General features: G+C 54.9%; 23 protein-coding genes. 11 read left to right on the top strand and 12 right to left on the bottom strand.

All coding sequences use genetic code 11. The annotated features are described in order from the left end of the window. Window positions 1-13: 13 nt before the first annotated feature. On the bottom strand, window positions 14-3,916 hold the full coding sequence (hrpA, locus tag ACR8BN_RS09325; protein WP_062757709.1) for an ATP-dependent RNA helicase HrpA: 3,903 nt from the start codon (window positions 3,914-3,916) through the stop codon (window positions 14-16). Window positions 3,917-4,173: 257 nt separating this feature from the next. Between hrpA and azoR the strand changes: the two genes are divergently transcribed. Then, complete coding sequence (azoR, locus tag ACR8BN_RS09320) at window positions 4,174-4,773, top strand: FMN-dependent NADH-azoreductase (protein WP_010244651.1); 600 nt, start codon at window positions 4,174-4,176, stop codon at window positions 4,771-4,773. A gap of 440 nt (window positions 4,774-5,213) precedes the next feature. Here the strand turns inward: azoR and ACR8BN_RS09315 are convergent, their stop codons facing one another. From ACR8BN_RS09315 to ACR8BN_RS09305, 3 genes are read right to left on the bottom strand one after another with little or no spacing between them, the layout of a single operon-like run. Next, window positions 5,214-5,552, bottom strand: a complete 339-nt coding sequence (locus tag ACR8BN_RS09315) for a YdbL family protein (protein ID WP_033779117.1) — start codon at window positions 5,550-5,552, stop codon at window positions 5,214-5,216. 11 nt (window positions 5,553-5,563) lie between these two features. Beyond that, window positions 5,564-5,752: a YnbE family lipoprotein gene (locus ACR8BN_RS09310; RefSeq protein WP_009090058.1), complete on the bottom strand. Its 189-nt coding sequence runs from the start codon at window positions 5,750-5,752 to the stop codon at window positions 5,564-5,566. Beyond that, a complete protein-coding gene (locus tag ACR8BN_RS09305; protein WP_307746419.1) occupies window positions 5,749-8,379 on the bottom strand; it encodes a YdbH family protein in 2,631 nt (876 codons plus the stop codon). Before ACR8BN_RS09305 ends, ACR8BN_RS09310 begins: the two co-directional genes overlap by 4 nt. Before the next feature lie 146 nt (window positions 8,380-8,525). Here ACR8BN_RS09305 and ACR8BN_RS09300 point away from each other — a divergent pair, with 146 nt between their 5' ends. Further along, on the top strand, window positions 8,526-9,518 hold the full coding sequence (locus tag ACR8BN_RS09300; RefSeq protein WP_010244644.1) for a 2-hydroxyacid dehydrogenase: 993 nt from the start codon (window positions 8,526-8,528) through the stop codon (window positions 9,516-9,518). 31 nt (window positions 9,519-9,549) lie between these two features. Here the strand turns inward: ACR8BN_RS09300 and ACR8BN_RS09295 are convergent, their stop codons facing one another. Then, window positions 9,550-9,825, bottom strand: coding sequence for a putative hemolysin (locus tag ACR8BN_RS09295; RefSeq protein ID WP_003853763.1), 276 nt, complete (start codon window positions 9,823-9,825; stop codon window positions 9,550-9,552). 184 nt (window positions 9,826-10,009) lie between these two features. On the opposite strand from ACR8BN_RS09295, the gene ACR8BN_RS09290 reads away from it, so the two are divergent. The 4 genes from ACR8BN_RS09290 (at window position 10,010) to ttcA (ending at window position 13,239) form a co-directional block, all read left to right on the top strand. After that, a complete protein-coding gene (locus tag ACR8BN_RS09290) occupies window positions 10,010-10,666 on the top strand; it encodes an MgtC/SapB family protein (RefSeq protein WP_434747558.1) in 657 nt (218 codons plus the stop codon). 221 nt (window positions 10,667-10,887) lie between these two features. Next, complete coding sequence (locus ACR8BN_RS09285) at window positions 10,888-11,148, top strand: hypothetical protein (protein ID WP_109650449.1); 261 nt, start codon at window positions 10,888-10,890, stop codon at window positions 11,146-11,148. 688 nt (window positions 11,149-11,836) lie between these two features. Continuing rightward, window positions 11,837-11,995 (top strand): hypothetical protein, encoded by a 159-nt coding sequence (locus tag ACR8BN_RS09280; RefSeq protein WP_167620266.1) that lies wholly within the window; start codon window positions 11,837-11,839, stop codon window positions 11,993-11,995. A 308-nt stretch (window positions 11,996-12,303) separates the two neighbouring features. After that, complete coding sequence (gene ttcA, locus ACR8BN_RS09275; RefSeq protein WP_434747557.1) at window positions 12,304-13,239, top strand: tRNA 2-thiocytidine(32) synthetase TtcA; 936 nt, start codon at window positions 12,304-12,306, stop codon at window positions 13,237-13,239. A gap of 485 nt (window positions 13,240-13,724) precedes the next feature. Here ttcA and zntB read toward each other — a convergent pair whose 3' ends face one another. Together zntB and ACR8BN_RS09265 are read right to left on the bottom strand one after the other, a co-directional pair. Beyond that, window positions 13,725-14,708, bottom strand: coding sequence for a zinc transporter ZntB (gene zntB, locus ACR8BN_RS09270; protein ID WP_064704283.1), 984 nt, complete (start codon window positions 14,706-14,708; stop codon window positions 13,725-13,727). Window positions 14,709-14,825: 117 nt separating this feature from the next. Further along, on the bottom strand, window positions 14,826-16,445 hold the full coding sequence (locus ACR8BN_RS09265; protein WP_115758483.1) for a peptide ABC transporter substrate-binding protein: 1,620 nt from the start codon (window positions 16,443-16,445) through the stop codon (window positions 14,826-14,828). A gap of 152 nt (window positions 16,446-16,597) precedes the next feature. On the opposite strand from ACR8BN_RS09265, the gene mpaA reads away from it, so the two are divergent. Continuing rightward, window positions 16,598-17,305 carry a murein tripeptide amidase MpaA gene (gene mpaA / locus ACR8BN_RS09260; RefSeq protein WP_033757784.1) on the top strand — a complete coding sequence of 236 codons (708 nt, stop codon included), beginning with the start codon at window positions 16,598-16,600 and terminating at the stop codon, window positions 17,303-17,305. Here the strand turns inward: mpaA and ycjG are convergent. After that, complete coding sequence (ycjG, locus tag ACR8BN_RS09255) at window positions 17,280-18,263, bottom strand: L-Ala-D/L-Glu epimerase (protein ID WP_424996410.1); 984 nt, start codon at window positions 18,261-18,263, stop codon at window positions 17,280-17,282. The two genes, mpaA and ycjG, sit on opposite strands and share 26 nt — an antisense overlap. 146 nt (window positions 18,264-18,409) lie before the next feature. Here ycjG and tpx point away from each other — a divergent pair, with 146 nt between their 5' ends. Next, window positions 18,410-18,913, top strand: coding sequence for a thiol peroxidase (gene tpx / locus ACR8BN_RS09250; RefSeq protein ID WP_010244619.1), 504 nt, complete (start codon window positions 18,410-18,412; stop codon window positions 18,911-18,913). A 50-nt stretch (window positions 18,914-18,963) separates the two neighbouring features. Here tpx and tyrR read toward each other — a convergent pair whose 3' ends face one another. Beyond that, window positions 18,964-20,529 carry a transcriptional regulator TyrR gene (gene tyrR, locus ACR8BN_RS09245; RefSeq protein ID WP_031591537.1) on the bottom strand — a complete coding sequence of 522 codons (1,566 nt, stop codon included), beginning with the start codon at window positions 20,527-20,529 and terminating at the stop codon, window positions 18,964-18,966. 229 nt (window positions 20,530-20,758) lie between these two features. Here tyrR and ACR8BN_RS09240 point away from each other — a divergent pair, with 229 nt between their 5' ends. From ACR8BN_RS09240 to ACR8BN_RS09230, 3 genes are read left to right on the top strand one after another with little or no spacing between them, the layout of a single operon-like run. Beyond that, on the top strand, window positions 20,759-21,115 hold the full coding sequence (locus tag ACR8BN_RS09240; protein WP_039386343.1) for a GtrA family protein: 357 nt from the start codon (window positions 20,759-20,761) through the stop codon (window positions 21,113-21,115). Next, entirely contained in the window at window positions 21,115-22,116 is a 1,002-nt protein-coding gene (locus ACR8BN_RS09235) for a glycosyltransferase family 2 protein (protein ID WP_434747556.1), read from the top strand. Before ACR8BN_RS09240 ends, ACR8BN_RS09235 begins: the two co-directional genes overlap by 1 nt. Further along, window positions 22,113-23,531 carry a hypothetical protein gene (locus ACR8BN_RS09230; RefSeq protein WP_434747555.1) on the top strand — a complete coding sequence of 473 codons (1,419 nt, stop codon included), beginning with the start codon at window positions 22,113-22,115 and terminating at the stop codon, window positions 23,529-23,531. The genes ACR8BN_RS09235 and ACR8BN_RS09230 overlap by 4 nt, the downstream gene beginning before the upstream one ends. Before the next feature lie 43 nt (window positions 23,532-23,574). Here ACR8BN_RS09230 and ACR8BN_RS09225 read toward each other — a convergent pair whose 3' ends face one another. The 3 genes from ACR8BN_RS09225 to pspD are packed head-to-tail and all read right to left on the bottom strand — an operon-like array spanning window position 23,575 to window position 26,259. Then, the gene (locus ACR8BN_RS09225; protein ID WP_434747554.1) at window positions 23,575-24,636 is read right to left on the bottom strand and encodes a YcjF family protein; all 1,062 of its coding nucleotides are present in this window, start codon (window positions 24,634-24,636) and stop codon (window positions 23,575-23,577) included. After that, entirely contained in the window at window positions 24,633-26,030 is a 1,398-nt protein-coding gene (locus ACR8BN_RS09220) for a YcjX family protein (RefSeq protein ID WP_069026332.1), read from the bottom strand. Before ACR8BN_RS09220 ends, ACR8BN_RS09225 begins: the two co-directional genes overlap by 4 nt. Further along, a complete protein-coding gene (pspD, locus tag ACR8BN_RS09215; RefSeq protein WP_010670225.1) occupies window positions 26,011-26,259 on the bottom strand; it encodes a phage shock protein PspD in 249 nt (82 codons plus the stop codon). Before pspD ends, ACR8BN_RS09220 begins: the two co-directional genes overlap by 20 nt. Window positions 26,260-26,285 lie beyond the last annotated feature (26 nt).

Raw genomic sequence — 26,285 nt, 5'->3', positions numbered from 1 at the left:
CGCATCCCGGCGTTTAACCCGCTATCTGCTCCATCATCTGCAGAATACGCTTATCTGAGATGGGATAAGGCGTACCCAGCTGCTGAGCAAAATAACTGATACGCAGCTCTTCGATCATCCAGCGGATGCTCTGCACCTCTTCATCATCCTGACGCTGCGGCGGCAACTTGTTGCGCCACGCCTGATAAGCCTGCTCCACTGCCTGCACTTTTAACATCCGCGCACGATCGCTGTGCGGATCGGCAGGCAGTTTTTCCAGTCGGCGCTCAATCCCATGCAGATAACGCAGGGTATCGGCCAGTCGCTGCCAGCCGTTGCCGGTGACAAAGCCGCGATAAACCAGACCACTTAACTGCGCTTTGATGTCAGATAACGCCAGCGCCATGGTCATATCGACCCGGCCCTTCAGACGCTTATTAATGTTGAAGACTGCCGTCAGGATCTGCTCGACCTGCTTCGCGATGGTCACCACGGTTTCATTGAGTTCGCCGCGCACTTTGTCACGCAACTGCTCAAAAGAGGTTTGATCCCAGGCCGGTCCGCCCGCTTCCCCCATCAGCTTGTCGATGCCACAGGCGATGCAGTCGTCAATCAGCTCCAGCACTTTGCCATAAGGGTTAAAGTAGAGTCCGAGCTTGGCTTTGTTCGGCAGCTTCTCGTGCAGATATTTAACCGGTGACGGCACATTCAGCAGCAGCAGGCGACGCTGACCGCGCCACATCATTTTTTGCTGCTCCTGCTCGCTGTCAAACAGACGAATGGCGACGCTCTCTTTCTCGTCGACCAGCGCAGGCCAGGCTTTAACCTGGTAGCTGCCGCGCTTCTGTTCATAACTGCGTGGCAGATCGCCAAAACTCCAGATATGCAGCCCGCTCTGCTCCAGCCCGTCATCCGCCACTTTCGACAGCGTTTCCTGCACTTTGTCTTTCAGCTGTGCCTTAAGCGCAGTGAGATCTTTACCTTCCAGCAGTTTACGGTTGTGCTCGTCGACTACCCGGAACGTCATTTTCAGATGATCGGGCACCTGTTCCCACTGCCAGTTTTCCCGCTCCAGCGTGACGCCGGTCATGCGGCGAAATTCCCGCGCCAGCGCATCAGGCAGCGGCATCTCCATCGCTTTCACTCTTCCTAAGAACGCCTCGGCGTAGTTGGGCGCAGGCACCAGGTTGCGTCGCAGCGGCTTTGGCAGCGACTTAATCAGTGCGATGATTAGTTCACGGCGTACACCGGGGATCTGCCACTCAAAACCGCTATCCTCTACCTGGTTCAGCAGCGGCAGCGGAATATGTACCGTCACGCCATCCGCATCTGCGCCCGGCTCAAACTGATAACTCAGCTTCAGTTTGAGGTTGCCCTGATGCCAGAAGTTGGGGTAGTCGAGCTGACTGACTTTATCCGCACCCTCTTTGATCAGCATCTGCTTGTCGAAATTCAGCAGTTCTGCGTTTTCGCGACTGGCCAGTTTCCACCAGCTGTCGAAATGCTTCGCCGAGACCACCTCTTTGCCAATGCGCTGGTCATAAAAAGCAAACAGCGTTTCGTCATCGACCAGAATGTCGCGACGACGGGATTTGTGTTCCAGGTCTTCCACTTCGCTGCGCAGCTTCTGGTTTGCACGGAAGAAGGCGTGTCGGGTCTGCCAGTCGCCCTCCACCAGCGCGTGACGAATAAACAGTTCACGGCTCAGGGTGGGATCGATGCTGCCATAGTTAACTTTACGGGCGGCGACAATCGGCAGGCCATAGAGCGTGACTTTTTCGCTGGCCATCACCGCGCCCTGCGATTTCTCCCAGTGCGGTTCACTGTAGCTGCGCTTGATCAGATGCTGTGCCAGCGGCTCAATCCACTCCGGTTCAATACGGCCTGCCGTGCGGCCCCACAGGCGGCTGGTCTCGACCAGTTCCGCCACCATGGTCCACTTCGGCGGCTTTTTAAACAGCCCGGAGCCAGGGAAGATCGCGAAGCGGGTATTGCGCGCGCCGGTATACTCCTGCTTATCGGTATCTTTCTGCCCGATATGCGACAGCAGACCACTTAACAGCGCGCAGTGGACGGGCTGCAGCTCAGCCGGTTCACTGTTAACCGGAATGCCGAGTTCACGCACCACCTGCCGCAGTTGGGTGTAGATATCCTGCCATTCCCGCACGCGCAGATAGTTAAGGAAATCGCTTTTGCACTGGCGGCGGAAAACATTCCCGGACAGCGCTTTCTGCTGCTCCGCCAGATAGTTCCAGAGGTTCACATAGGCGAGGAAGTCGGAGTCTTTGTCGGCAAAGCGCCGGTGCTTTTCATCGGACGCCTGTTTTTTATCTGCCGGACGCTCACGCGGGTCCTGAATCGACAGGCCTGCGGTGATAATCATCACTTCACGCACGCAGCCAAATTTCTGCGCTTCCAGCACCATCCGCGCCAGGCGGGGATCCACCGGCAACTGCGCCAGCTGACGCCCGGAACCGGTGAGCTTATAGTGACCGGTCTCTTCGTTCAGGGTCAGCGCGCCCAGCTCTTCCAGCAGGCGGACGCCATCCTGGATATTGCGCTTATCGGGCGCTTCCACAAACGGGAAGGCAGCGATATCGCCGAGGCCCAGCGAGGTCATCTGCAGGATCACTGACGCCAGGTTGGTGCGCAGGATTTCAGGATCGGTAAAGGCCGGACGACTCAGGAAGTCATCTTCCGCGTAGAGACGGATACAGATACCGTCTGAAACGCGGCCGCATCGCCCTTTACGCTGGTTGGCAGACGCCTGTGATATCGGTTCAATCGGCAGGCGCTGCACTTTGGTACGGAAACTGTAACGACTGATACGCGCCGTACCGGGATCGATCACATATTTAATCCCTGGCACCGTCAGTGAGGTTTCCGCGACGTTAGTCGCCAGCACGATACGACGGCCACTATGCGACTGAAACACCCGGTTCTGTTCGGCGTTCGACAGCCGTGCATAGAGCGGCAGCACTTCGGTGTGTGGCAGATCGCGTTTGTTCAGCGCGTCGGCGGTATCACGTATTTCACGCTCACCACTCATGAAGATCAGGATATCGCCCCGGCTTTCCCGGCCCAGTTCATCTACGGCATCAAAAATCGCCTGCAGCTGGTCACGATCGCCATCATCCGCCTCTTCGATCACCGGCCGATAGCGCACTTCAACCGGATAGGTCCGGCCTGAGACTTCAATCACCGGCGCATTATTGAAATGACGCGAGAAACGCTGTGGATCGATGGTGGCGGAAGTGATAATCACTTTCAGATCGGGGCGACGCGGCAACAGCTCTCGCAGATAACCGAGCAGGAAATCGATATTCAGGCTGCGTTCGTGCGCTTCATCAATAATGATGGTGTCATATTGCATCAGCAGACGATCCTGCTGGATCTCTGCCAGCAGAATCCCGTCGGTCATCAGTTTAATCTGCGTCAGGTCGCTGACCTGGTCGTTAAACCGCACTTTATAGCCGACGCAGCCGCCCAGCGAAGTGCTGAGCTCATCGGCAATGCGGTTCGCCACGGTACGCGCGGCCAGACGGCGCGGCTGCGTATGACCAATCAGACCCGTCACACCACGTCCCAGCGCCAGACAGATTTTCGGCAGCTGCGTGGTTTTGCCCGAGCCGGTTTCACCGGCGACAATCACTACCTGGTGATCGCGAATCGCCTCAGCAATATCCTGCTGCTTCTGACTGACCGGCAGATTGTCCGGGAAGGTAATGGCTGGCGTGGCCGCACGGCGCTGGGCCACGCGCTGCTCGGCAGCGATAAAATCCTGCTCAAGCTCGCTGGCAATGCCCTGCTGTGCCTCGGGATTTTTAGCTTTTCTGGCACCCTGTAAACGGCGCTGTAACCGCTGGCGATCGCGCAGCATTACGCCGTCGAGGCGTGACCAGAGCGCTGCCAGTGGGGAAGTATCGGGAGATGACATAATAGTGACGTACCTTACTCAGACGGTGTCGCTGCGCGAAGCAGCGCCCTGCAAGCCGGGATAACCAGCTGATTCAATAAAAATAATTGCGCGCATCATAGCACATTCTGAACTGTTCCGGCGGCTGGCCCCGGTTACGCTTATTCAATTAATTCGAACATGGGTCTCGAAATATTGCGCTTTCACCGCGCCATCGATAACCGTAGAGTGTAAACCATTGAGCGGAAAGTCTTCCGCGTAACAGACAGGAAACCACCATGAGCAAAGTTTTAGTTCTGAAATCAAGCATTCTTGCAGGCTACTCACAATCAAGCCAGCTCGCTGACTTCTATATCGAACAGGCAAAGGCCCAGGGTAAAGAGGTTACCGTACGTGACCTGGCGGCTAACCCGATCCCGGTACTGGATGGCGAGTTAGTGGGTGCAATGCGTCCATCTGATACCCCGCTGTCACCTCGTCAGCAGGAGGCTCTGGACCTGTCTGATGAACTGATTGCAGAACTTCAGGCTCATGATGAAGTGGTGATTGCCGCGCCAATGTACAACTTCAACATCCCGACCCAACTGAAAAACTATTTCGACCTGATTGCTCGTGCTGGCGTGACGTTCCGTTACACCGAAGCAGGCCCGGAAGGTCTGGTTAAAGGCAAAACGGCAGTCGTTATCTCCAGCCGTGGTGGCATCCACAAAGATACCCCAACTGACCTGCTGACTCCTTACGTCAAGCTGTTCCTGGGCTTCATCGGCATCACTGACGTTGAGTTCGTGTTTGCTGAAGGCATCGCTTACGGTCCGGAAGTGGCCAGCAAAGCGACCGCTGAAGCGAAAGACGCTATCAAGCAGATCGTGACTGCATAAGTCTCACTCATCTCAGGATGAGGCTGATCAGTTAAGATTAGATTTGTAAAGGCTGTCACGGTTAAACGTGGCAGCTTTTTTTATGGGCGAGGGAGCCGCAGTGCGGGCCTGAGCACCTCTGCAGCTGCCGGGCCGTCCTCGCGCCGCTCACGCGGTACCTTCGGCTTTGACGTCGTGCCGACGAACCGTTCGGGGATCGGCCCTCCCTGGCCGGCCCCGAACTCTCCACGCTTCCCGGCGTGGACTTCTGGCCCACCGTCACGCCTCAGCGCTGCGGATAGCCCTTTCAGCAGCAGAGGCGCTCAGGCCTCCACCTTTCGTGCCCTTTTTAACAATACACGCTGAAGTTTCAGAGCAGGCCCCTGCCCGGCGCCAGACTGCATTATCACCTGTCGCTTAACTGACTGGCATCAGGCCATGCGCCCGTTTTTTTTCGCCGGTTACTGGCTGCTCTCTGCCGCTTTTCTCAGCCACTGACCATTGATGCCGCGCACATATTCCCCCGCGGCCGCACGGCTCACCAGCTTCTGTCCGGCAATACTGGCGACATCGGCCGTGGAGAGATTATTCTGTTCTGCCAGTCGCTGATACTCCTGCTGACGTCCGGCATTAATACGCTGCACCAGCGCCAGCGTTTCACTATCCTGCGCACGTGCCGCCAGATAGCCGGAGAGCGTTTCACCTGCCCGCCCCGATTGCCGCGCCTGATCCAGCGTCAGTGCCCAGGCAGGCTGCGCCATCGTAAGAGCGAGGAACAGCACCGCGCTTATGCGTTTCATCGTTGCTCTCCTCAGAACAGACCGCTCTGGTTTTTCAATAGCGCTTCCACGTCTTTATCGACTTTGATGTGGATCTCATGTTCGATTTTCACGTTCATGTTGATGGTGATGGGATCTTTAGGTGCCGTGACTTCAATGCGCGGCACGCAGCCGATGCTCAGCAGTCCGGCTGCCAGAACCAGTAGTGCCCTCAGGCTCATGGTGAAGTGTCCTTGTTGGATGGCAAATTCGCATGTTGCTCTAACCAGGATTGCAAATTATCGCCAAAGCGCAGGCTGCGCCAGAGCTGAAACAGGTTTTCCTGATGATGATAGTTGAGATTGACCGTCTGACGACGGTTACTGAACTGGCTGATGCCCTGTACCTGGGCCTCCATGGTGAGGTCGCCAAGATTATCCAGATTGATCGTGGCCCAGCTGCGGGAGACTTCCATATAACGTAACCAGTCCAGCGCGGCGCCCGTCGCCACGTTATTGCGGGTAATCGCATCCGCCATATCTTTATCCAGCCGGAAGGTCAGCGGACCGCTGTTGGCAATCCACCCTTTCTCCACCAGCCAGTGTGGATTATTGAGCCACAGCGGCAGTTCACCGTTGACCTTGCCCGACATGGCAAACTGTTTAGGTTTCAGCGCCGTCACCAGCTCGCTGAGGCTGATATTGCGCAGTGACACCCGGGCTGGATCATGCTGCGGCATGCGCAAAGCGGGCAGCGTAATTTGTCCGCCCAGCAGATCAAGGCTGACATCCTGCAACGTCAGTGGCGCCTGTTCGGACCACGGCCAGTTACCCTGCAGGTCAGCGCGAATATTCTGCATCGCAAACTGGTTCTTAACCTCGGCAATGCGCAGTGATACCGGGCCATGCTGACCAAACTGCCATTGCTGCTCATGGAATCTGAACGGCAACGAGAAATCGATACCGTTAACCTGGCTGTCAGGCGTCCAGATGCTGCCCTGTTTTACCGTCCAGTGGCCTCCCGCCTGGAAACCCTGCTCACTTGCGGCGGAAAAAGCGACCTGTGCCTGCAAACTGCCGCCCTGGATCTGCATTTTCATGTCGGGGCTGAGCAACGGCTGAAACACCGTCAGCGACTGTGCCGGCCACCAGGCCTGGCCGCGAAGCCGTTCGCCATCCCAGCGGCCATTAACCCGCAGCGGGCCAACCTTGCCCGCTTGTAAAGTGCCTCGCCAGATAAAATAGCCGGGATCACGACCTTTCGCCTCAAAGTCGAGCGTGGAGTCTGCCAGATGTCCGCCATAGCTGAAGCGGGTCTCTCCCGCCTGCAGGCGGAAATGCCCATTGAACGCCGGATGCGCCGCATCACGCTGCCAGTTTACTGGTTTAGTCAGTGTCAGACGCGGTTTTGCAACGTTGACACTGCCATACGCCAGCTGATTAAAACCGGTGGACAAGGTATCCAGATGGATCAGGGTGTCGTGCCAGCCGCCCGTGCCTTTAACATCCCAGCGCGCCTGCAGCGGCAGCATCTCGCCATCTCCCCAGTAGCGCCAGTTCCATTCGCCCTTATCGGGCCAGAAATCAGTGGCGCGGCCATCGAGATGCAACCGGAAGCGGCCAAAACTGGCATCGTGCGCATTGAGAATGGCCTGCAGGCGGCCATCAATACCCTGCGAGGAGAGTCGTACGCCCGCCAAAGGCCAGCGCGCTTCGTCCACTTCCAGCGTTGACAGCAACCGGCCACGCAGGCGCAGCAGCGATTTAGGTTGCAGCAACAGTTGAGGATCGAGCAGCGAGCCGCTGAGCACGCCCGGAATGGAGCCGTAAAGTTGAAGATCGGCCAGCTTGCTTTCGCCGGTTAGCTGAAACGGCAGGTTGCTGTTGGTCAGGCTGAGGTTGCCGGGACCGACGCCAAGCACCACGTTGCCCTTGCCGCCGCGTCCCTGGGTCAGCAGGTTAACGCGACCGCTAATCTGGCTACTTTCAAGGCCCGACTGCCAGTTATCCAGCGTCAGGTTAACAAACCCTGATAGCGGCTGAGCCTCCAGCGGCCAGAAGTATTCGCCCTTTTCAATCCGAATCTGATCGCGGCTGATCTGCCAGGGCAGTCTGAGAAGCGGCCTGGTCACTTCGGCCATCGCCACGCGTAGCTCGCCCTGCTGCTGCTGCCAGTTAAGCGTCAGATGCAGGGGATGCGGCAGTGCGTTCAGCGCCAGCTGTCCGGTCACTTCGCCGTTCACCGGCAGATCAGTGGCAAAGGTGGGTAACGCCAGATGACCACTCAGTGTGACAGGTTCAGGAAGTGCGGGATGGGTGAGCGTCAGGCGACTGATAGCGAGCTGCTGACCGGTCAGCGTTGCCGCCAGCTGCAGATTATCGCCCTGATAACTGAGTTGCTGGCGATCTTTTTCCAGCGTCAGATCCAGCGCGCCCGCATACGTCTGCCACGGCGTAACGATTAATTTGCTCAGATGAACGTCGGCGCCAGGCAGCATTGCCTGCCATTCGGCCAGCGTTTTGGGGGCTGCCGTGCTGTCATCACTGGCAGGTAATTTTTGCAGGCAGGTGCTATCCAGCGTCAGCTCTGACGCATTCAGTTTCCAGCGCGACTGATGCCAGCCCAGCGACACCCCCTTTACCGTTGCCAGGGAGCAATCCCCTGCGAGATAACGAAGTTGTGGCAACCACAGGCCACCCTCCCGCCAGCGCGGTGCGCCCGACAGCTCAATGCGGGTATCTTCAGGTAGCCAGATGCCGACCAGCCGCGGCAGCCATTGCGTTACAGTCAAGATCAGGCCGAGCAGCAGCAGAATCAGCGCCAGAATGGCGGCCAGCCGTCGCCGGAACATCCGTGGCATAAAAGCCATAATCCTTTTCCTTACAGTATCCTGACAACGATGATGGCATGTAATCTGCCAGAGGTGAAGGTCTGCGCCGGACACAAGTCAGCTGTTTCAGCAAAGTCTGTCAGAAAACGTTATCCTTGCTCTATCACCTCTGCAGGAGCACAACGATGAAAATCGCGGTTTACAGCACCAAACATTACGATCAGAAATACCTTGAGCAGGTCAATCAGCAGTTCGGCTTTGAACTGGTGTTTTTTGACTTTTTACTCTCTGAAAGCACCGCCAAAACCGCTGTGGGTTGCGATGCTGTCTGTATCTTTGTAAACGATGACGGCAGTCGCCCGGTGCTGGAAGAGCTGGCCGGGCTGGGTGTGAAATACATCGCGCTGCGCTGTGCCGGTTTCAATAATGTTGATCTGGCTGCTGCAAAAGAGCTGGGTCTGGAGGTGGTGCGCGTGCCCGCCTACTCACCGGAAGCGGTCGCTGAACATACTATCGGCCTGATGATGACCCTGAATCGCCGTATTCATCGCGCTTATCAGCGTACCCGTGACGCAAACTTTTCGCTCGACGGCCTGACCGGTTTCAACATGCATAACAAAACCGCGGGTGTTATTGGTACCGGTAAAATCGGGATTGCGACGATGCGGATTCTGAAAGGTTTTGGTATGCGGCTGCTGGCGTATGATCCCTACCCGAGTGAGCAGGCGCTGGAACTGGGCGCGGAATATGTCGATCTGAAGACGCTGTTTGCTGAATCCCACGTCATTACGCTGCACTGTCCGCTGACGCCGGAGAATCATCATCTGCTCAACGCCGACGCGTTTAAACAGATGCGTGATGGGGTGATGGTTATCAACACCAGTCGTGGTGGTCTGATTGATTCACAGGCGGCGATTGACGCGCTGAAACAGCAGAAAATCGGCGCGCTCGGCATGGATGTTTATGAGAATGAACGTGATCTGTTCTTTGAAGATAAGTCGAATGATGTGATTCAGGACGATGTGTTCCGCCGTCTGTCGGCGTGCCATAACGTGTTGTTCACCGGCCATCAGGCGTTTTTAACCGCCGAAGCGCTGACAGCCATTTCTGAAACGACACTGAATAATCTCAGCCAGCTCGACCGCGGTGAAAACTGCCCGAACCGACTTTCTGCCTGACTGTGCGGGCCGGAGCAATCCGGCCTGATCATCAGCGCGCGCAATTCCCGCCAATTAACGCCTGCTCATCACAGCGACGGCCATTCACTAACTGACACATCCCCACTCTTGAGCCATCCAGCTGATGCGAAAATGCCAGCGTTCCACCCGCATTTGAACAGGTGCTTTCTGCCAGGGAAGACATCACCACCCGTGGCTGGATGTGGGCGGCGGTGGCTTGTTGCGGTGGCTCGTTATCATCACTGTTGCTGCTGCAGGCAGAGAGTAATAACGCGGCACCGGCCAGCAAAAAGGTGGCTGCTTTCATCAGTCGGACTCCGGGAAGTGGGGGAAAAGGCTGGCTCAGCATATGTCAGGCAGCACAACGGGTCGAGAGGTGAAACAGCTTTTTACAAAATTCTTCGGCGTCATTTGCAAGCAGAATTATCTTGTTTACCTGTTATCGCTGAACTGTCACCCTTTTTCAGCCCTTCTTAATTCGGAGTAAAGCCATGTTAATGGATATGTTAATTCGCATAGCGCTGGCCGGTATTCTTGGCGGCCTGATCGGCATGGAGCGCCAGATGCGGGCCAAAGAAGCGGGACTGCGTACCCATATTCTGGTCGGTATCGGTAGTGCGATGTTTATGCTGGTATCGAAATATGGCTTCGCCGATATGCTCAACAGCGAACATGTAGCACTGGATCCCAGCCGTATTGCGGCACAGGTGGTCAGCGGCATGGGTTTCCTTGGCGCGGGCACCATTATGATTCAGAAGCAGGTGGTGAAAGGCTTAACCACGGCGGCGGGATTATGGGTGACTGCGGCGATTGGTCTGGTGATTGGTAGCGGCATGTATGAGATAGGCATTTATGGCACGGTTCTGGCGCTGGTGGTGCTGGAGGTCTTCCGCCGCCTGAGCCATTTTCTCATCGGTAAACATCATACGCTGCTGGTTTTCCTTAAGCCCAAAAGTGTGCCGCTGGTGCTGCTGGTCATGCAGCGGGAAGGCATTCGCTACGGCAATGTGACGGTGATTAACCGGGATGAGGAGAGTGGTCTGTGTGAGCTCAGTGTTCAGGTGACGCTGTCCCGCAAATCAAACGATGCTCACCTCTACGATAAGATCATGGAGATCAAAGGAGTTCAGTCGCTGGAGATGATGTAAATCCCTCTCCATAAAAGTCATTCCTGCTGAACCCAGGCCGGTCAGCGGCAGGACGTTGCAGAAGGGAGTCATCCGAACTCACTGCCTTCTGCCCTCTCCATTAAATTCAACTATTACCAGAATCAGAAAATCATGCAGACTGACCTGAGAGATAGAGCCCGCCGGGAATTAATGTCATAATCCGTGATTGTTTATTAAGGTAACCATTTATCCGGGGAAAAATGCGCCAGAACTCTGACCATCGTGACGATACCCTGTCCGCTTCTGCACGTAAAAGTAGCTGGCCGGTATTGAGTATGTTTATGTTTACGCTAATTGCGGGCGCTGTGGCTATCATGATGATCCTGGATCATCGTAATTCCGTGAATAATGCGCTTGAGACCGGACAATGTCTGGCGGTGGAAGGCGCTGAAAGTTTGCTGGAAATGCTCAGACACTTTTTACATCATGCCTATCGCTGGATTTTTAAAGCCTGTGGCTAGCAATACTAAATTCAGTGCAGCAGAAAATGCAGTAATCCGTGTCGGTTGACCAGTAACAAAACGCCGCAATACATAACTGCAACATAGCAGAGTAAAAAGAGTATCAGCGTCAATATAAATCGAACACCATGATTTTTTATATCGTGCGTGTTTTCCTGATGTCTCATAGCCTTTAAACTTTCCTCCGTCCTTATTCACATATATAGCCAGCAATTTAACGATTTGTTACGCTGCCTGCATTGCCATGATGTGCGAAACGATAAAGTCACAGCAGGTCTCTCAGGAAAAAAGTTATGTGTGTAAAAATTAAAGCCACCCTTTTTAACTTTCACATTCACTTTAATGGCTTTAATTTCACCCGTCTGCTTTGAAAAGCAACAGTTTTGGACGTGGTGATATGTGCCAGTAAAATCGTTTCAGATTTAACGGGACACAAAAAACCCTGATGTTTGTGCAATTCAGGTGTTCTTAATTATAACCCGGCAGTGTCAACGCACATTCAACAGCAAGGTTTTTCAGATTCAGTCGATAATGAAATTAACAGTACATCATGATATTTAACTCCCTGCGAATTTATAGCAACAATTCAAATAGAGTTTTCAGATCAGATAAGCATAAACAGAACTCCGTTTAGGCATGATTGATTAATAGCGGTGCATGCTCTTTTTTTTGTTAACTGGTCGCTCTGATGAAATCTCTGTTAATTATCTCCATCATTTTTATGACTGCGGGTTGTGCGGCAAAAAAAGAGAATGCGCGGGCTGATGCTTACCAGGCATCACCGCCATCCTGTTCTGCGCACAATGATGAAATCGATTGTCAGTGGAAAGATGTGCCAGCCAGCTGACATCGCATAGTTGAACTCTGTTCGTGTTGTCTCATCCCACAGTTTTTGGGTAATGACCTGGTAAGGCCTGCCCTCTTTGCTTCATTGAGTACCGCCGCATCGATTTACGTCGCTGCCTCCCTTAACGGGCAGCCTCTGCCGGATTCGCCGGGCGGCTATCCGCTGATTACTTCACTCCAGTACTGGCATTCGCGGCAACAATCCGTACCATACGCTGCATATTCGTGACACCGCAGTGAAGTGTCTGGCTGAACGCGCACGGCAATTTGCCCTTTAGCTACGCTTTCTGGATTTTGAGATAGGTAAAAATGCAAGATAATCAAACGGTTGACAAGAAAGAACAGTACAACCTCAATAAACTGCAAAAACGTCTGCGTCGTAACGTCGGCGAAGCCATTGCAGATTTTAATATGATTGAAGAAGGCGACCGCATCATGGTCTGCCTGTCGGGCGGCAAAGACAGCTACACCATGCTGGAAATTTTGCGCAGTCTGCAAAAAAGCGCGCCGGTCAACTTCAGTCTGATTGCCGTTAACCTCGACCAGAAACAGCCGGGCTTCCCTGAGCATATCCTGCCGGAATATCTTGAGTCGCAGGGCGTTGAGTATCGGATTATCGAAGAAGATACCTACTCCATCGTCAAAGATAAGATCCCGGAAGGCAAAACCACCTGCTCACTCTGCTCGCGCCTGCGTCGTGGCATCCTCTATCGCGTCGCGACTGAGCTGGGCTGTACTAAAATTGCGCTGGGCCACCATCGCGATGACATTCTGCAGACGCTGTTCCTGAACATGTTTTACGGCGGAAAAATGAAAGGCATGCCGCCAAAGCTGATGAGTGACGATGGCAAGCAGATTGTGATCCGTCCGCTGGCTTACTGCCGTGAGAAAGATATCATCCGCTTCTCAGAAGCGCGTCAGTTCCCGATTATTCCGTGTAACCTCTGTGGTTCTCAGACGAACCTGCAGCGTCAGGTGGTGGCCGATATGCTGCGAGACTGGGATAAGCGCTATCCTGGCCGTATCGAAACCATGTTCAGCGCGATGCAGAATGTGGTGCCGTCACATATGGCGGATATCAACCTGTTCGATTTTAAAGGCATTAAGCATGGCGATGCGGTGGTTGATGGCGGAGACCTCGCCTTTGACCGGGAAAGCCTGCCGCTACAGCCTGTTGGCTGGCGGGCTGATGAAGAGGATGCCCCGGATACCAGTGCGCGTCTGGATGTGATTCAGATTAAATAAGTGCTGGACAGATTAAGGGCGTGCTGCTGGCAGCACGCCCTTTTTTTATATGTTGCGGTGCGGTGGTGGATCCATTATCGGTGGAAACTCCGGATCTGTCGGCGGATCAGGCTGGGGTTGTGGCTGAGGAATAGGCTCAGGAATCGGGGTCGGATCCGTGGGGATAGGCTCGCTGTTAAAAATCGCGCTCATGCCGTACTCCTTTTGTTGCGAATGGATTTTAAGCTTAGGTAAGGAACGGCATTACAGCCAGGCGGGCAAAAAAAAGCCGGCACACGGGCCGGCATGTTTCGAATTAAATGTGCTATGCATTAATTCTAAATTAGGAAGTAAGACAATATGGAGCGCAACGCCCATCGCTTGACGTTGCATTCACCTGCGGGAGAGAGTTTGCGTCAGCAGCGACAATGGGTTCTTGATGTCGATCAGCTTTTGCGTCCTTTACGGGATTTTCAGCGCAGATAACCGATACGCTACGCATACCGTCAGAGCCAGCGCCGTTTGCGCAGGTACCCCGCTACCCCGACGGCCAGTGCCACCAGCAGCAGACAGAAGATAGAGAAACCGTATCGCCATTCGCCGCCCGGAATACCGCCCAGGTTGACGCCAAACAGGCCGGTCAGGAAGGTGGCTGGCAGAAAAATCATCGCCATCAGTGACATGGTATAGGTACGACGGTTCATCGACTCCGCCATCGCAGAAGCAACCTCATCAGCCAGAATCGCGGTACGCGCCACGCCCGCATCCAGATCATCCAGCCCGCGTCCCAGCCGATCGGCAATTTCCTGCATCCGGCGCCGTTCGCTGTCATCCATCCAGGCCAGTTTTTCACTGGCCAGCCGCGCATAGACATCCCGCTGCGGTGCCATATACCGCCGCATCACAATCAGCTGTTTGCGCAGCAGGCCGAGTTCGCCTCGTGCTGGCATCCGCTGGTCAAGAAGCGCATCTTCCAGCTCAATGATTTTGTCATGTAAATCTTCGATAAATTCGCTGGTGTGATCGGTCAGGGCATCACAGACATCGACCAGCCAGCTGCCGCAGTCAATCGGGCCATTACCATTCTGCAAATCCGTAAGGACTTCATCGACGGCAGAAACTTTACGCCGCCGGGTCGAGACGATGAGCTTATCGTTGATAAACACCCGCATCACCACCAGCTGGTCGCGACGCGCATCGCTGTTGTGGTTGACGCTGCGCAGCACGATCATAAAGCCGTCGCCCAGCCGGCTGACGCGTGGACGCATACTGTCGCCTGCTAAGGCGTCTCGCACGGCATCAGGGATTTGTGGCGTCGACTGCAGCCATTCCGCGCTCTTACGGTGGGTATAGTTCAGATGGAGCCAGCAGGGCTGCTCACACTGGATGACTTCATCTTCAGCAATCGGGATCATCCCGCCCTTGCCATCCAGCTGGCAGGAAATTATGGCATCTGAAACCTGTAACGCTTTTCCTTCAATTACGTCCACACCATCGCCTCACTACTAAAATCAATACGATACAGTCTAGCGTGACGGTGTTGAGTTGCAATCTCCGGGCTGTGTAGAAAGATGTCAGAGGGTGGCCGGTTGACCGGCCACCTGCACTCAGTGCTTTTCAATCCACAGTTCACGACTGTAGGCGACATCTTCAGGGTTAGTAATGGGATAGCCTTTAACCCAGGGCTTAATCAGGCGGCCATTGGTATACTGATAGATGGGGGCGATCGGAGCCTGCTCAGCCAGGATCTGCTCGGCACGGTTGTAATCGCTGTTACGTACCTGATCGCTGGTCTCCCGGCTGGCTTTAGCGATAACCGCATCATAATCCGCGTTGTTAAAGCGCGCGATGTTGCTGCTGTTGCCCGACGTCAGCAGATTCAGGAAGGTGGAGGGTTCATTGTAGTCACCGACCCACGAGGCGCGGATCACATCGAAGTTTCCGCTGTTACGGCTGTCGATATAAGTTTTCCACTCCTGGTTCTCCAGCGTGACATCCACACCCAGGTTCTTTTTCCACATCGAGGCCACAGCAATCGCAATCTTCTGGTGGCTCTCAGAGGTGTTGTAGAGCAGTTTGAGTTTCAGCGGCTTGCCGGGACCGTAACCGGCAGCAGCGAGCAGCGATTTAGCCTGTGCATTCAGGCTGTTCTGATCGTGCTGTTGCATAAATGTGGGTAATGGCTTAAAGCCTGCTGTCACATCTGGCGTAAAGTGCCACGCCGGTTTCTCACCGGTGCCCAGCACTTTTTCAGCAATCACTTTCCGGTCGATAGACCAGGAGAGCGCTTTGCGAACCCGCACATCGGCCGTCGGCCCTTTCTGCGTGTTAAACGCGTAGTAGTAGGTGCCTAACTGGTCAGGTGTGTAGACCTCTCCGGGCAGGGTTTTCTTCAGTAGCGCATACATGTTTTTAGGGAAGGATTCGGTGATATCAATATCGTTGGATCGATAACGTTTAGTGGCGCTCGACTCTTCATTAATCGGCACGAAAGTCACTTTCGTCAGCACCGAATGCGCATCATCCCAGTAGTGAGGATTACGTGTCAGTACGATTTTTTCGTTTACTACGCGTTCGCTGAGCTGATAAGCCCCGTTGCCCACCAGTTTGCCGGGTGACGTCCAGCTGTCACCCTGTTGCGCAATAATTTTCTGCGGCACCGGAAAAAGCGCCACGTTAGCCACCAGCGCCGGGAACCACGGCACCGGACGATCCAGCGTCACCTTAAGCTGGTTTTTACTCTGTGCGACCACACCCAGCTTGTCGGGCGTCATTTCGCCTTTGGTAATCGCTGCCGCATTTTGAATACCGCTTAAGCCCGCGAACCAGGCAAAGGCTGAACTGTTTTTCGGATCGACCAGCCGCTGCCAGCTGTAGACAAAATCCTGAGCCGTGACCGGATCACCGTTCGACCAGCGCGCGTTATTACGCAGCGTAAAGACCCAGGTTTTGTTATCGCTGCTGCTCCAGCTCTGCGCCACGCCCGGCACGATTTTGCCCTGTGCATCCTGATTGGTCAGCCCTTCAAACAGATCGCGTATCACCTGAATTTCAGGCAGTCCTACCGCTTTAAGCGGATCGAGCGAAGCGGGTTCATCTTTAATATGGCGAACGATCTGCTGCTGTTCAGCCAGCTGTGCGCCAGCGGGTGGATTCGCCGCGATGGCGGGTGTGATGCTGCTGCTCAGGCTGATTGCTGCCAGCGTCATGCGAAAGGTCTTGACCATTATCACTCCTTTACCCCAAAGAAGCGCTGCATCAGTCTGTTGCCGATGCAACTTGTGCAGGGCACTTTAGCGCAAATGGCTGACAGATAAATAGCTATTTTCCGCACACGGCTTTTCCGCTACTTTTAGTAAAACCCTTTGAGGAAATAACTATGTCGCCACTCCATCCACGTCCCCTGCGCGGCAAACTGGACGTCCCCTATCAGCAGTATGGCCGCTCAGTGCTGGGTGCGCCTCTGCTCTGGTTTCCGGCGCCGCTGGGCGATCCCGAGAGCGGGTTGATTCTGGCGGGTACCCACGGTGATGAGAATGCGGCCATCGCCACCCTCTCCGCCGCATTACGGACGCTGCCTGATGGAATGCGGCGGCACCACGTGGTGTTAGCGGTCAATCCTGATGGCTGTCAGCTCGGACTGCGCGCGAACGCTAACGGCGTCGATCTCAACCGCAACTTTCCGGCGGCGAACTGGCAGTCAGGCGAGACGGTATATCGCTGGAACAGCGCTGCCGATGATCGTGATGTGGCGCTCTCGACCGGCACTCATCCGGCTTCTGAACCGGAAACCCAGGCGCTCTGTGCGCTGATTCATCAGCTGAAACCACGCTGGATCGTCTCATGGCATGAACCGCTGGGCTGTATTGACGACCCGCATCAGGCAGAGATTGGGGGCTGGCTGGCCAGCCACACCGGCCTTCCGCGGGTCAGCAGCGTTGGTTATGACACGCCAGGCTCATTCGGCAGCTGGTGTAAAGATCTCAGTCTGCCCTGCGTGACTGCTGAAATGCCGGTGATTTCAGTGGATGAAGCCACTGAAACCTACCTGGAGATGATGGTTAATCTGCTGCGCTGGCAGCAATGATCAGCTGACCGTTTCGCACTTTAATCGCCGGTTCTGCATCTACCGCCAGCCAGGTCGGCCCGTCGAGATCGGCAAAGCGGGTCTGCGGCACCAGTGGCAGTGCGGCGCGTATCGCCCGCGAGGTGCAGAGCATGCAGCCGAGCATTACCGCAAAACCCTGCTGCTGAGCCGCATCGGCCAGCGCCAGCGCCTCGGTCAGCCCGCCCGCTTTATCCAGCTTGATGTTGACCATCTCATAACGACCTCGTAGTGCCGCCAGACTTTCGCGGGTGTGACAGCTCTCATCGGCGCAGATCGGTAATGGATGGATAAAGTTCTCCAGCGCCGCATCCTCACCCGCTGGCAGAGGCTGTTCCAGCATCGCCACATTGATGTCCGCCAGCAGCTGACAGCGCGCCGCCAGACCTTCGGCGTGCCAGGATTCATTGGCATCCACAATCAGGGTCGCGTCCGGCACGGCGGCGCGAATCGCCATCAGCCGTTCGGTAATGAAATTATCATCCAGCTTAATCTTCAACAGGGTTGCACCATGCTGCCACAGCGCCAGCGCACTGCTGGCCATCGCCTCGGGGGTATCAATGCTGACGGTCTGCGCGGTCACCACATCCTCAGGTACAGTGACGCGGCTAAGCTGCCAGAGGCTGCTCTGCTGCTGGTGTGCGGCGAGATCCCACAGTGCGCTGTCAATGGCGTTGCGCGCAGCCCCGGCGGGCAGCGCCTGTTGTAACGCCTCGCGCGTCATGCCCTGTTGCAGCGCGGGCAGCAGCGCGGCGATTTGCGCCAGCACCGAGGCCTCGCTTTCACCATAGCGCGCATAAGGCGTCGCTTCGCCAACGCCTTTTACTCCGTCTTCCTCAATTTCCACCACCACCACTTTGACTTCAGTCCGGGTTCCACGGGCAATGACAAACGGCGTATGCAACGGCCAGGCTTCGGGATAACTTTTTACCGTTCTCATTTCCACTCCACAATGTGCGACGCAGTGGCAGACCGCCACGTTAAATTCCACAATTGAACTCGTAAACCCTTAACATTTATGTCATAAACAACGGCTATCTTTAGCCGTTTTGTGTCAGATCTTTTTTATCATTAAAAGGAATCACTATGTCTCAGACTGTTCATTTTCAGGGTAACGCCGTACCGGTTGCGGGTCAGTTTCCTCAGGCTGGCGATAAAGCCAAAGCTTTCACGCTGGTAGCGAAAAACCTGGTCAACGTCGCGCTCTCTGAGTATGCAGGAAAACGCAAAATTCTGAACATTTTCCCGAGTGTTGATACCGGTGTCTGTGCTTCATCGGTGCGCAAGTTCAATCAGGCTGCAAGCGAACTGAATAACACCGTGGTGTTATGCATCTCTGCCGATCTGCCGTTTGCCCAGTCGCGCTTCTGTGGCGCAGAAAACCTGAACAACGTGGTGACGTTGTCGACCCTGCGCGGCTCAGAGTTTAAATATGATTATGGCGTGGAAATTGCCGATGGTGCGCTGGAAGGTCTGACCGCACGTGCCGTAATTGTGCTGGATGAGAACGATAAAGTGATCTACAGCCAGCTGGTTGATGAAATCACCACTGAGCCTGATTATGACGCTGCGCTGACCGCGCTGAAGTAATAAAAAAAGCGGATAACCAGGTTATCCGCTTCCCATCTTCTGTTTGCCGTTTACTCGCTTTCGGTGCGCTTCTGCCCCAGACCATACTCCCGCAATTTATTAGCAATCGCTGTATGCGACACACCAAGGCGTTTTGCCAGTTTTCGGGTACTGGGATAGGAGAGATAGAGCCGCGTCAGAATAGACCGTTCGAAACGACTGGTGATCTGATCCAGCGTCCCTTCCAGCGCCTCATCGCCCAGTGACACATCCAGAGCCTGTTCAGGCAACACGATATCCTGCGGACGCAGTTCGTAACCTTCCAGTTGGGTTAACGCCCGATAAAGCGCATTTTTCAGCTGACGCACGTTGCCAGGCCAGGCGTAGCGGGTCAGAAAAGCGTTAAGCTGCGGTGAGAGTCGCGGACGCGCCATCCCCTGCTCATCCGCAAAGCGGGCAACAAACATCTCGGTCAGCGGCAGAATATCCTGCGGACGATCGCGCAGAGGCGGCAGTTGCAGCGTCAGCACATTGAGCCGGTAAAAGAGATCCTCGCGGAACTCCCCGCGCTGCACCAGTTCAATCAGGTTTTTCTGCGTAGCGCAGATTACCCGCACATTGACATGCACTTCATGCTCTTCACCGACGCGGCGGAAGGTGCCATCATTGAGAAAACGCAGCAGCTTGGTCTGCATTCTCGGCGACATCTCACCAATCTCATCCAGCAGCACAGAGCCGCCATTAGCCTGCTCAAAAAAGCCCTTCTTACCTTCCAGCGCATTCGGATAGGCTCCGGCGGCATGACCAAACAGCTCGCTTTCGGCGACGTCGTCGGGCAGAGAGGCACAGTTCAGCGCCAGGAAGGGATTCTTGCCACGGGCACTGCGCAGATGGCAGGCGCGTGCCAGCATATCTTTCCCGGTGCCGGTGTCGCCAACAATCAGTAAAGGCGCGTCGAGCATCGCCAGTTTACGCGCCTGATCCACCACCTGACGCATCTTCGGCGTGACAGCAATGATATGGTCAAACTCCGATTCATCGGTGACCACCAGATTCTGCAACTGACGACCCATGCGGGCTGTCGACTTCAGCATCACCATCGCTCCCACCGGCCTGTCGTTCTGGCCCTCTTCGCCCGGCAGATAAATAGGACGCGCTTCCATCAGAAAATCGCGGCCCTCAATGACCACATGCTGCGCCTGCGCTTCAACCCGATCGCTCTCCAGCCAGCGCATGAAGTTGAAGCCGTTAATCAGATTACCGGCGCTGAAGTTGCGCATCTTCTCTTCATCGAGATTAAACAGGTTCTGTGCGGCCGGATTAGCCAGTTCAACCTTGCTTTTCAGATCGATGGAAAAAACCGGATCCGGCATCGCCACCAGCAGCGCGCTCAGCGCACGATGCTCGCGTTCAGAGGGCATGTACGCTACCGTGCGCACATCTGTTACGCCCGGTGTACGCCGGATTTCAGCCATCAGATTGCTGAAGGCGTCAAATTCCAGTGCAGAAAAGTTGAGGTAGATGCGGCCCAGCGCCGTGATTTCGATACCGCGTAAATCAATGTTGCGGGCCACCAGCAGATCGAGCAGTTCACGCGTCAGACCGAGTCGGTCCTGACAGAACACTTCCAGACGCATTGCGTTCGCCTTAATCAGGTTCAGATAAGACAATAATACGCTAAGTCGCGCACCTGCAGAAAGAGATCTGTCAGGAAAAGTTGACAGTTCCGACGCGTATGGCGGACTTTTGTACTGCCCTGCTGAATCATACGAACCCCCACTGATTGTCAGCCTTTGTCAGCACCACACTGTTGATTGATGGCGGATTGCTGTATATTTTTCCCAACCGATTAGAAATGATTATAAAATGCTGACTTTCTTCGCAAAATATCTGACTGTGGGTCTGGTAAATACCCTGATTCATTGGGTGACCTTTTTTATCTGCCTCAGTCTGGGGCTGTTCCAGTCGACCGCGAACCTGATTGCTTTTTGCCTGGCCGTTACCTTCTCTTTCTTTGTTAATGCGCGCTGGACATTTAAACAGCAGGCGACAGCGTGGCGATATATTCTTTACGTCTTTTTTATGGGCGCGATGGCATTCAGCGTCGGTTATCTGGCTGATCGATTCGGCCTCTATCCGATTATTACGCTGATCACCTCATCGGCTATCAGTCTGGCGTGTGGCTTTCTTTTTTCCCGCTTTATCGTATTTAAAGGAGAATAATGAAAATCTCTCTGGTGGTACCGGTATTTAATGAAGAGGAGGTCATCCCTCTTTTTTATGACGCGGTCAGAAAATATGAAGCGCTGGCAGCCTGGCAGGTTGAGATTGTTTTTGTTGATGATGGCAGCACAGATGCAACGCATGCGCTGATTACCCAACTGAGTCAGAGCGATCCGCTGGTACGTAGCCTGTCGTTTATTCGTAATTTCGGCAAGGAACCCGCGCTGTTTGCCGGCCTGGAAGCCGCAACCGGCGATGCTGTTATCCCGATAGATGTGGATTTACAGGACCCCATCACTGTTATACCTGAGATGATCAGCAAGTGGCTGGCGGGTGCTGATATTGTTCTTGCCAAGCGGATGGACAGAAGTGCCGATGGCCACCTCAAACGCAAAACCGCCCGCTGGTTTTACAAACTGCATAACAGCATCAGCCATCCGCAGATAGAAGAGAATGTCGGTGATTTCCGTCTGATGTCGCGTGAAGTCGTCGAAAATATTAAGCTGCTGCCCGAGAAGAATCTCTTTATGAAGGGGATTCTGAGCTGGGTCGGCGGAAAGACTGATATCGTAGAATATGTGCGTACTGAGCGGATCGCGGGCCATAGTAAATTCGGCGGCTGGAAGCTGTGGAATCTTGCGCTGGAGGGACTGACCTCATTCTCTACGGTTCCACTTCGCATCTGGTCATATCTGGGTTTTCTGGTGGCCTCGCTAGCTTTTCTATATGGACTCTGGATGATCCTGGATAAGCTGCTGTTTGGTAACCCGGTGCCAGGCTATCCCTCTATCCTGGTTTCCGTGCTGTTTCTTGGTGGCGTTCAGCTTATTGGGATTGGCGTGCTGGGTGAATATATCGGCCGCATTTACATGGAAACCAAAAATCGTCCTCGCTATATTTTGCGAAAATCCGCGCCGAAAAAAATTACCCCCCTCAGAATACCGACTAAATGCCCACTCAGGGGCAGAGAAGATGGACAGATTAATAAGGATGACAGATGATCGCCACTGATACCGGCATAACCCGCCGTCAGGTCTTTTTGCTTTTTGTGATAGTTTTCCTGATTGCTTACAGTCCTGCTTATTTAACCCATTACGCCTACACCGATGACTGGACAAACCTCTACTGGGCTAATTTTGACAAGCTGAGTATTTTAAACTGGGACACGTTATCCGGCAGGCCGGTATATGGCATTATTCAGTACAGCGCCTCTTTTCTGGTGGAAAGCGTAGAACGCCTGGCGCTGCTGCGTTCTGTCGCAATTGTTCTGCTCATCTTTACCGGATACTACATCTATAGCCTGTGTCAGAAATATGCGCTGCTGGAGAATCAGGCTCAGCGGATCACCTTTGCGTCATTGCTTTGTCTGCTGCCCTCCTTCCAGGTTTATATTGCATGGGCATCCTGCTTTCCCTATATCGCTGCAATTCTGCTGGCAGGTGCCAGCTACCGCTTCTCGATAAAACCGGGCATCACAGGTCGCATTATAGCGGTCTGCCTGCTGACCATAGCCTTCTGTCTTTATCAACCGGCTGCGATGAGCTTTACCTTCTTTGCCGCACTGGATTTGTGCCTTTCAGAGCGAAAAATCGATAAGAAGCGTGCGGTAATCTCTCTGATGGTGCTGGGCGCAGGAATGTTCGCAGCGCTCATTGCCTCGAAGGTACTGCCTGTCCAGATTTATGGCCATTCGCTGCCGCGTTCCGCATTCAGCTACGACGTCCCGGTTAAACTGAAATGGTTTTTCAGCGAATACCTTAAGAACGTTATCTGCAACTTTGACCTCGGCGCAAAATCCGTGTCGGTGATCATTTCATCGATCATTATTGGCTTTGGGCTTAAGAAAATTAAAGCAGCAGGCAACGACAAATTTTATCTGATGTTTATCTTACTGCTGATTGCCGCGCTGCCTAATCTGATTGTCAGTGAAAGCATGGCGGCCTACCGGACCCTGATTGCCGGTGCGCTGATCACCACCAGCGCGTTTATCCTGGGCCTTTTTGAAATCAGCAAAAAGTTAAAATGGAAAAAAACCTTTTATGCACTGCTGGTCATAGCTGCCGCCTCGCTGTCGATAAGTCACCTGATTAATGGCTACTCGGTACCCGCCCGCAAAGAATTTGCCCTGCTTGAGCAGGCAATCACTCAGCAGGTGCCTAAAGATTTTCAGGGTGCGCTCTATTATCGGCTGACCGGCGAGTATCTGCCGAAAGTTGCGACGTTAAGAAAATATGACGACTTCGGCGGACTGGGGTTAAGCATGTCATGGACATTCGGCGGGATGGCGCATTTTATCAGAGAGAAAAATGGAATGGCCTACACGCTGCCAGCGGATCCGGTGATCACTGATGAGTCGGGCTGTCCGGGTGAGTGTCTGGTCATCGACTCCCGACAGGTGCTGCGTCAGGCCCACTAATGAATAAAGGCGGCAATGCCGCCTTTAATTTGTCACGAGAGCGTCAGGCTGACTTATTGCCGCCCTTCTGCAACGCCTCTTTCAACTGGCCCAGCAGCTCACGACGGAAATCGCCGAGCCGTGGTTTATCCTGATCCAGCCACGGCAGTGGACGGCACAGCTCCATCGCTTTGATGCCCAGCCTTGCGGTCAGCAAACCTGCGCCAATGCCCTGCGCGGCGCGCGTGGAAAGCCGGGCGGCGATATCCTGCGACATCCAGTCCATACCCACTTCCCGCACCAGTTCGGAAGCTCCGGCAAAGGCCATATTGAGCAGCACCAGACGGAACAGCCGGATGCGGCTGAAGTAGCCCAGCTCAATGCCGTAAATAGCCGCGATGCGATTGACCAGCCGCAGATTACGCCAGGCGATAAACGCCATATCCACCAGCGCCAGCGGGCTGACCGCAATCATCAGCGTGGCTTCCGCAGCATGACGGCTGATTTCGCGCCGCGCCTGCCGATCCAGCACCGGCTGCACCAGTTGCGCATATAAGCGGACAATTTCACTGTCATTGTGGGTTTCGTGCAGCGAGGCATGCCAGCGCTGCAGGGCCGGATGCGCCTGATCCAGCTCTGCCTGCTGCGCCAGTTTTTCGCAGAATGCCCGGCCTTTGCCGATACCATGACTGTGCAGCAGCTCACGGCCCACATCCCGCTCCTCGGCGCGCTGACGCAGCTGATAGAGACGACGCCACTCGGTAGTCAGCGCACCCACACCCGCCAGGACGATCAGACCACCCGCCACGCCGCTACCCAGCGAAAACCAGTCGCGGGCCAGCCAGGCGTCATGTGTCCACTGGACACCCTGCGCAATCACGCTGACGCCAAACAGCAGCACGCCAGCGGTCACCAGTTTGCGCCACAGGCTGCTCTTAGGTTTCAGCGCAGCTTCCACCGCCCGTTCACCAGCGCCCTCCTCTTCGATAGCGACTTCTTCATCCTGCACCGCCAGAAACGCCGCCTGCGCTTCCGCTTCAAAAGTCTGCGCCGGGCGCAGCGGCGTGGTGCTGCTCTCATCCAGCGGACGGGCAAAATCGATACGCGGCTTTAGCGGATCACTCATCGCAATTTATCTCCCAATAAAAATTCCAGCGCGGCATCCATGCGGATATGTGGCAGCGGGCGATCGACATCAAGCTGCTGCGGCCGGAACTGTTCAAACTGAAAACCCTGCTGCTGCCAGAAGGCATTACCGGGCAGACGCGGCGGGACTTCGCCCGGATAGACGGTGAGCGGCTCACCATCATCCAGCCGGTTTCCGCGCAGGGCCGGGATCTTCTCGCCGCGGTGATCGACCAGTCCGCTCTGCGTCGCCTGCACCGACGCCAGTCCGATGCAATCCATGCTAATCCCCTCAAACGCCGCGTTCTGCCAGGCATCCTGCACCAGCTGCTGCAACAGTGACACCATATTGCCGTGCTGATCGCTGGTGATGTGATCGGCCTTGGTGGCGGCAAACAGCAATTTGTCGATTACCGGTGAAAAGAGCCGCCGAAACAGGGTTCGCTGACCGTAATGAAAACTCTGCATCAGCTGCGTCAGTGCCAGCCGCATATCGTTAAACGCCTGGGGTCCGCTGTTAAGCGGTTGCAGGCAGTCAACCAGCACAATCTGGCGGTCAAAGCGCAGAAAATGATTTTTATAGAAACCTTTCACCACATGCTGACAGTAGTAGTTAAACCGCTGCTGCAGCATGCTGAAGTTACTGCCCTTGTCCGCCTGCGCCAGCTTAGTAAGTTGCGTTTCATCAGCCGTCGGCCAGGGGAAAAACTGCAGCGCGGGGGCGCCCGCCATATCGCCAGGCAGCACGAAGCGACCGGGCTGAATAAAGTGTAAGCCTTCAGATTTGCAGCGATGCAGATAGTCGGTCCAGGCAGCGGCAATCTCTGCCAGCTGGGTTTCATCGGCGGGTGCAAGCGGGTCGAGTTTTTCGCAGAGGGTACGCCAGGGCTTTGCCCACTCAGCCCGATCGCCCTGCAGCAGACCGTTCATCTGCCGGGACCAGGCGAGATAATCCTGCGCCAGCATCGGCAGATCCAGTAGCCATTCGCCGGGATAGTCGACAATCTCCAGATAGAGTGTCGCGGTCTCTTTCAGGTGACGCAGCAGCGAATCATTGGGACGATAACGCAGCGCCAGACGCATTTCGCTGACGCCGCGTGTGGGGGTGGGCCAGGCAGGCGGCGTGCTATAGAGCTGTGCCAGCCCTTCGTCATAGGTGAAACGGGCCGTGCCCATGTCACGCTGGGGCACCCGCTTTACGCCTAACAGGCGCTCATCCCGCACCACGGAAAACAGCGGCAAACGCGCGCCGCTGTGAACGGTTAAAAGCTGATTAACCAGTGAGGTGATGAAGGCGGTTTTGCCGCTGCGGCTTAATCCGGTTACCGCCAGCCGCAGGTGGCGATCAACGCCACGGTTCATCAACGCCATCAATTCAGTTTGCAGTCTTTTCATCTTTCTCCCTGATGAAGCGCGATGCCACCCGGTTCATCACGCGTTTCAGCAATGGCTCAAGCGCCACAGCCAGCAGCAGACGTAACGGGCGTCGCGCTACCGATTTCACTGCCCAGCCAGTGACACCGGCGGGACCGTAGGTAACAGCATTAATAATGATGAATTTAGCGGCCGACTTCAATGCAGGTGCCGCGCGGTGACGAAAAGCAGTGGATCGCGAAAAAGACATCAACACCTCCATTGAGTGAGCGAACG

Source organism: Pantoea sp. Lu_F5_004 (assembly GCF_051136245.1).
GTDB classification, from domain to species: domain Bacteria; phylum Pseudomonadota; class Gammaproteobacteria; order Enterobacterales; family Enterobacteriaceae; genus Pantoea; species Pantoea agglomerans.
The sequence above is the reverse complement of the archived record's forward strand: the minus strand, read 5'-3'. Positions and strand labels throughout refer to the sequence as shown.

Coding starts and splice junctions, on each gene's coding strand:
- ACR8BN_RS09305 (WP_307746419.1), bottom strand. CDS start 8,379: ATGGCTTTTATGCCACGGATGTTCCGGCGACGGCTGGCCGCCATTCTG.
- ACR8BN_RS09265 (WP_115758483.1), bottom strand. CDS start 16,445: ATGGTCAAGACCTTTCGCATGACGCTGGCAGCAATCAGCCTGAGCAGC.
- tyrR (WP_031591537.1), bottom strand. CDS start 20,529: ATGCGTCTGGAAGTGTTCTGTCAGGACCGACTCGGTCTGACGCGTGAA.
- ACR8BN_RS09285 (WP_109650449.1), top strand. CDS start 10,888: ATGCGCCAGAACTCTGACCATCGTGACGATACCCTGTCCGCTTCTGCA.
- tpx (WP_010244619.1), top strand. CDS start 18,410: ATGTCTCAGACTGTTCATTTTCAGGGTAACGCCGTACCGGTTGCGGGT.
- ACR8BN_RS09295 (WP_003853763.1), bottom strand. CDS start 9,825: ATGAAAGCAGCCACCTTTTTGCTGGCCGGTGCCGCGTTATTACTCTCT.
- ACR8BN_RS09290 (WP_434747558.1), top strand. CDS start 10,010: ATGTTAATGGATATGTTAATTCGCATAGCGCTGGCCGGTATTCTTGGC.
- ACR8BN_RS09225 (WP_434747554.1), bottom strand. CDS start 24,636: ATGAGTGATCCGCTAAAGCCGCGTATCGATTTTGCCCGTCCGCTGGAT.
- ACR8BN_RS09230 (WP_434747555.1), top strand. CDS start 22,113: ATGATCGCCACTGATACCGGCATAACCCGCCGTCAGGTCTTTTTGCTT.
- ACR8BN_RS09310 (WP_009090058.1), bottom strand. CDS start 5,752: ATGAGCCTGAGGGCACTACTGGTTCTGGCAGCCGGACTGCTGAGCATC.
- ACR8BN_RS09235 (WP_434747556.1), top strand. CDS start 21,115: ATGAAAATCTCTCTGGTGGTACCGGTATTTAATGAAGAGGAGGTCATC.
- azoR (WP_010244651.1), top strand. CDS start 4,174: ATGAGCAAAGTTTTAGTTCTGAAATCAAGCATTCTTGCAGGCTACTCA.
- ACR8BN_RS09300 (WP_010244644.1), top strand. CDS start 8,526: ATGAAAATCGCGGTTTACAGCACCAAACATTACGATCAGAAATACCTT.
- mpaA (WP_033757784.1), top strand. CDS start 16,598: ATGTCGCCACTCCATCCACGTCCCCTGCGCGGCAAACTGGACGTCCCC.
- ttcA (WP_434747557.1), top strand. CDS start 12,304: ATGCAAGATAATCAAACGGTTGACAAGAAAGAACAGTACAACCTCAAT.
- ycjG (WP_424996410.1), bottom strand. CDS start 18,263: ATGAGAACGGTAAAAAGTTATCCCGAAGCCTGGCCGTTGCATACGCCG.
- ACR8BN_RS09220 (WP_069026332.1), bottom strand. CDS start 26,030: ATGAAAAGACTGCAAACTGAATTGATGGCGTTGATGAACCGTGGCGTT.
- hrpA (WP_062757709.1), bottom strand. CDS start 3,916: ATGTCATCTCCCGATACTTCCCCACTGGCAGCGCTCTGGTCACGCCTC.
- ACR8BN_RS09240 (WP_039386343.1), top strand. CDS start 20,759: ATGCTGACTTTCTTCGCAAAATATCTGACTGTGGGTCTGGTAAATACC.
- pspD (WP_010670225.1), bottom strand. CDS start 26,259: ATGTCTTTTTCGCGATCCACTGCTTTTCGTCACCGCGCGGCACCTGCA.
- ACR8BN_RS09280 (WP_167620266.1), top strand. CDS start 11,837: ATGAAATCTCTGTTAATTATCTCCATCATTTTTATGACTGCGGGTTGT.
- ACR8BN_RS09315 (WP_033779117.1), bottom strand. CDS start 5,552: ATGAAACGCATAAGCGCGGTGCTGTTCCTCGCTCTTACGATGGCGCAG.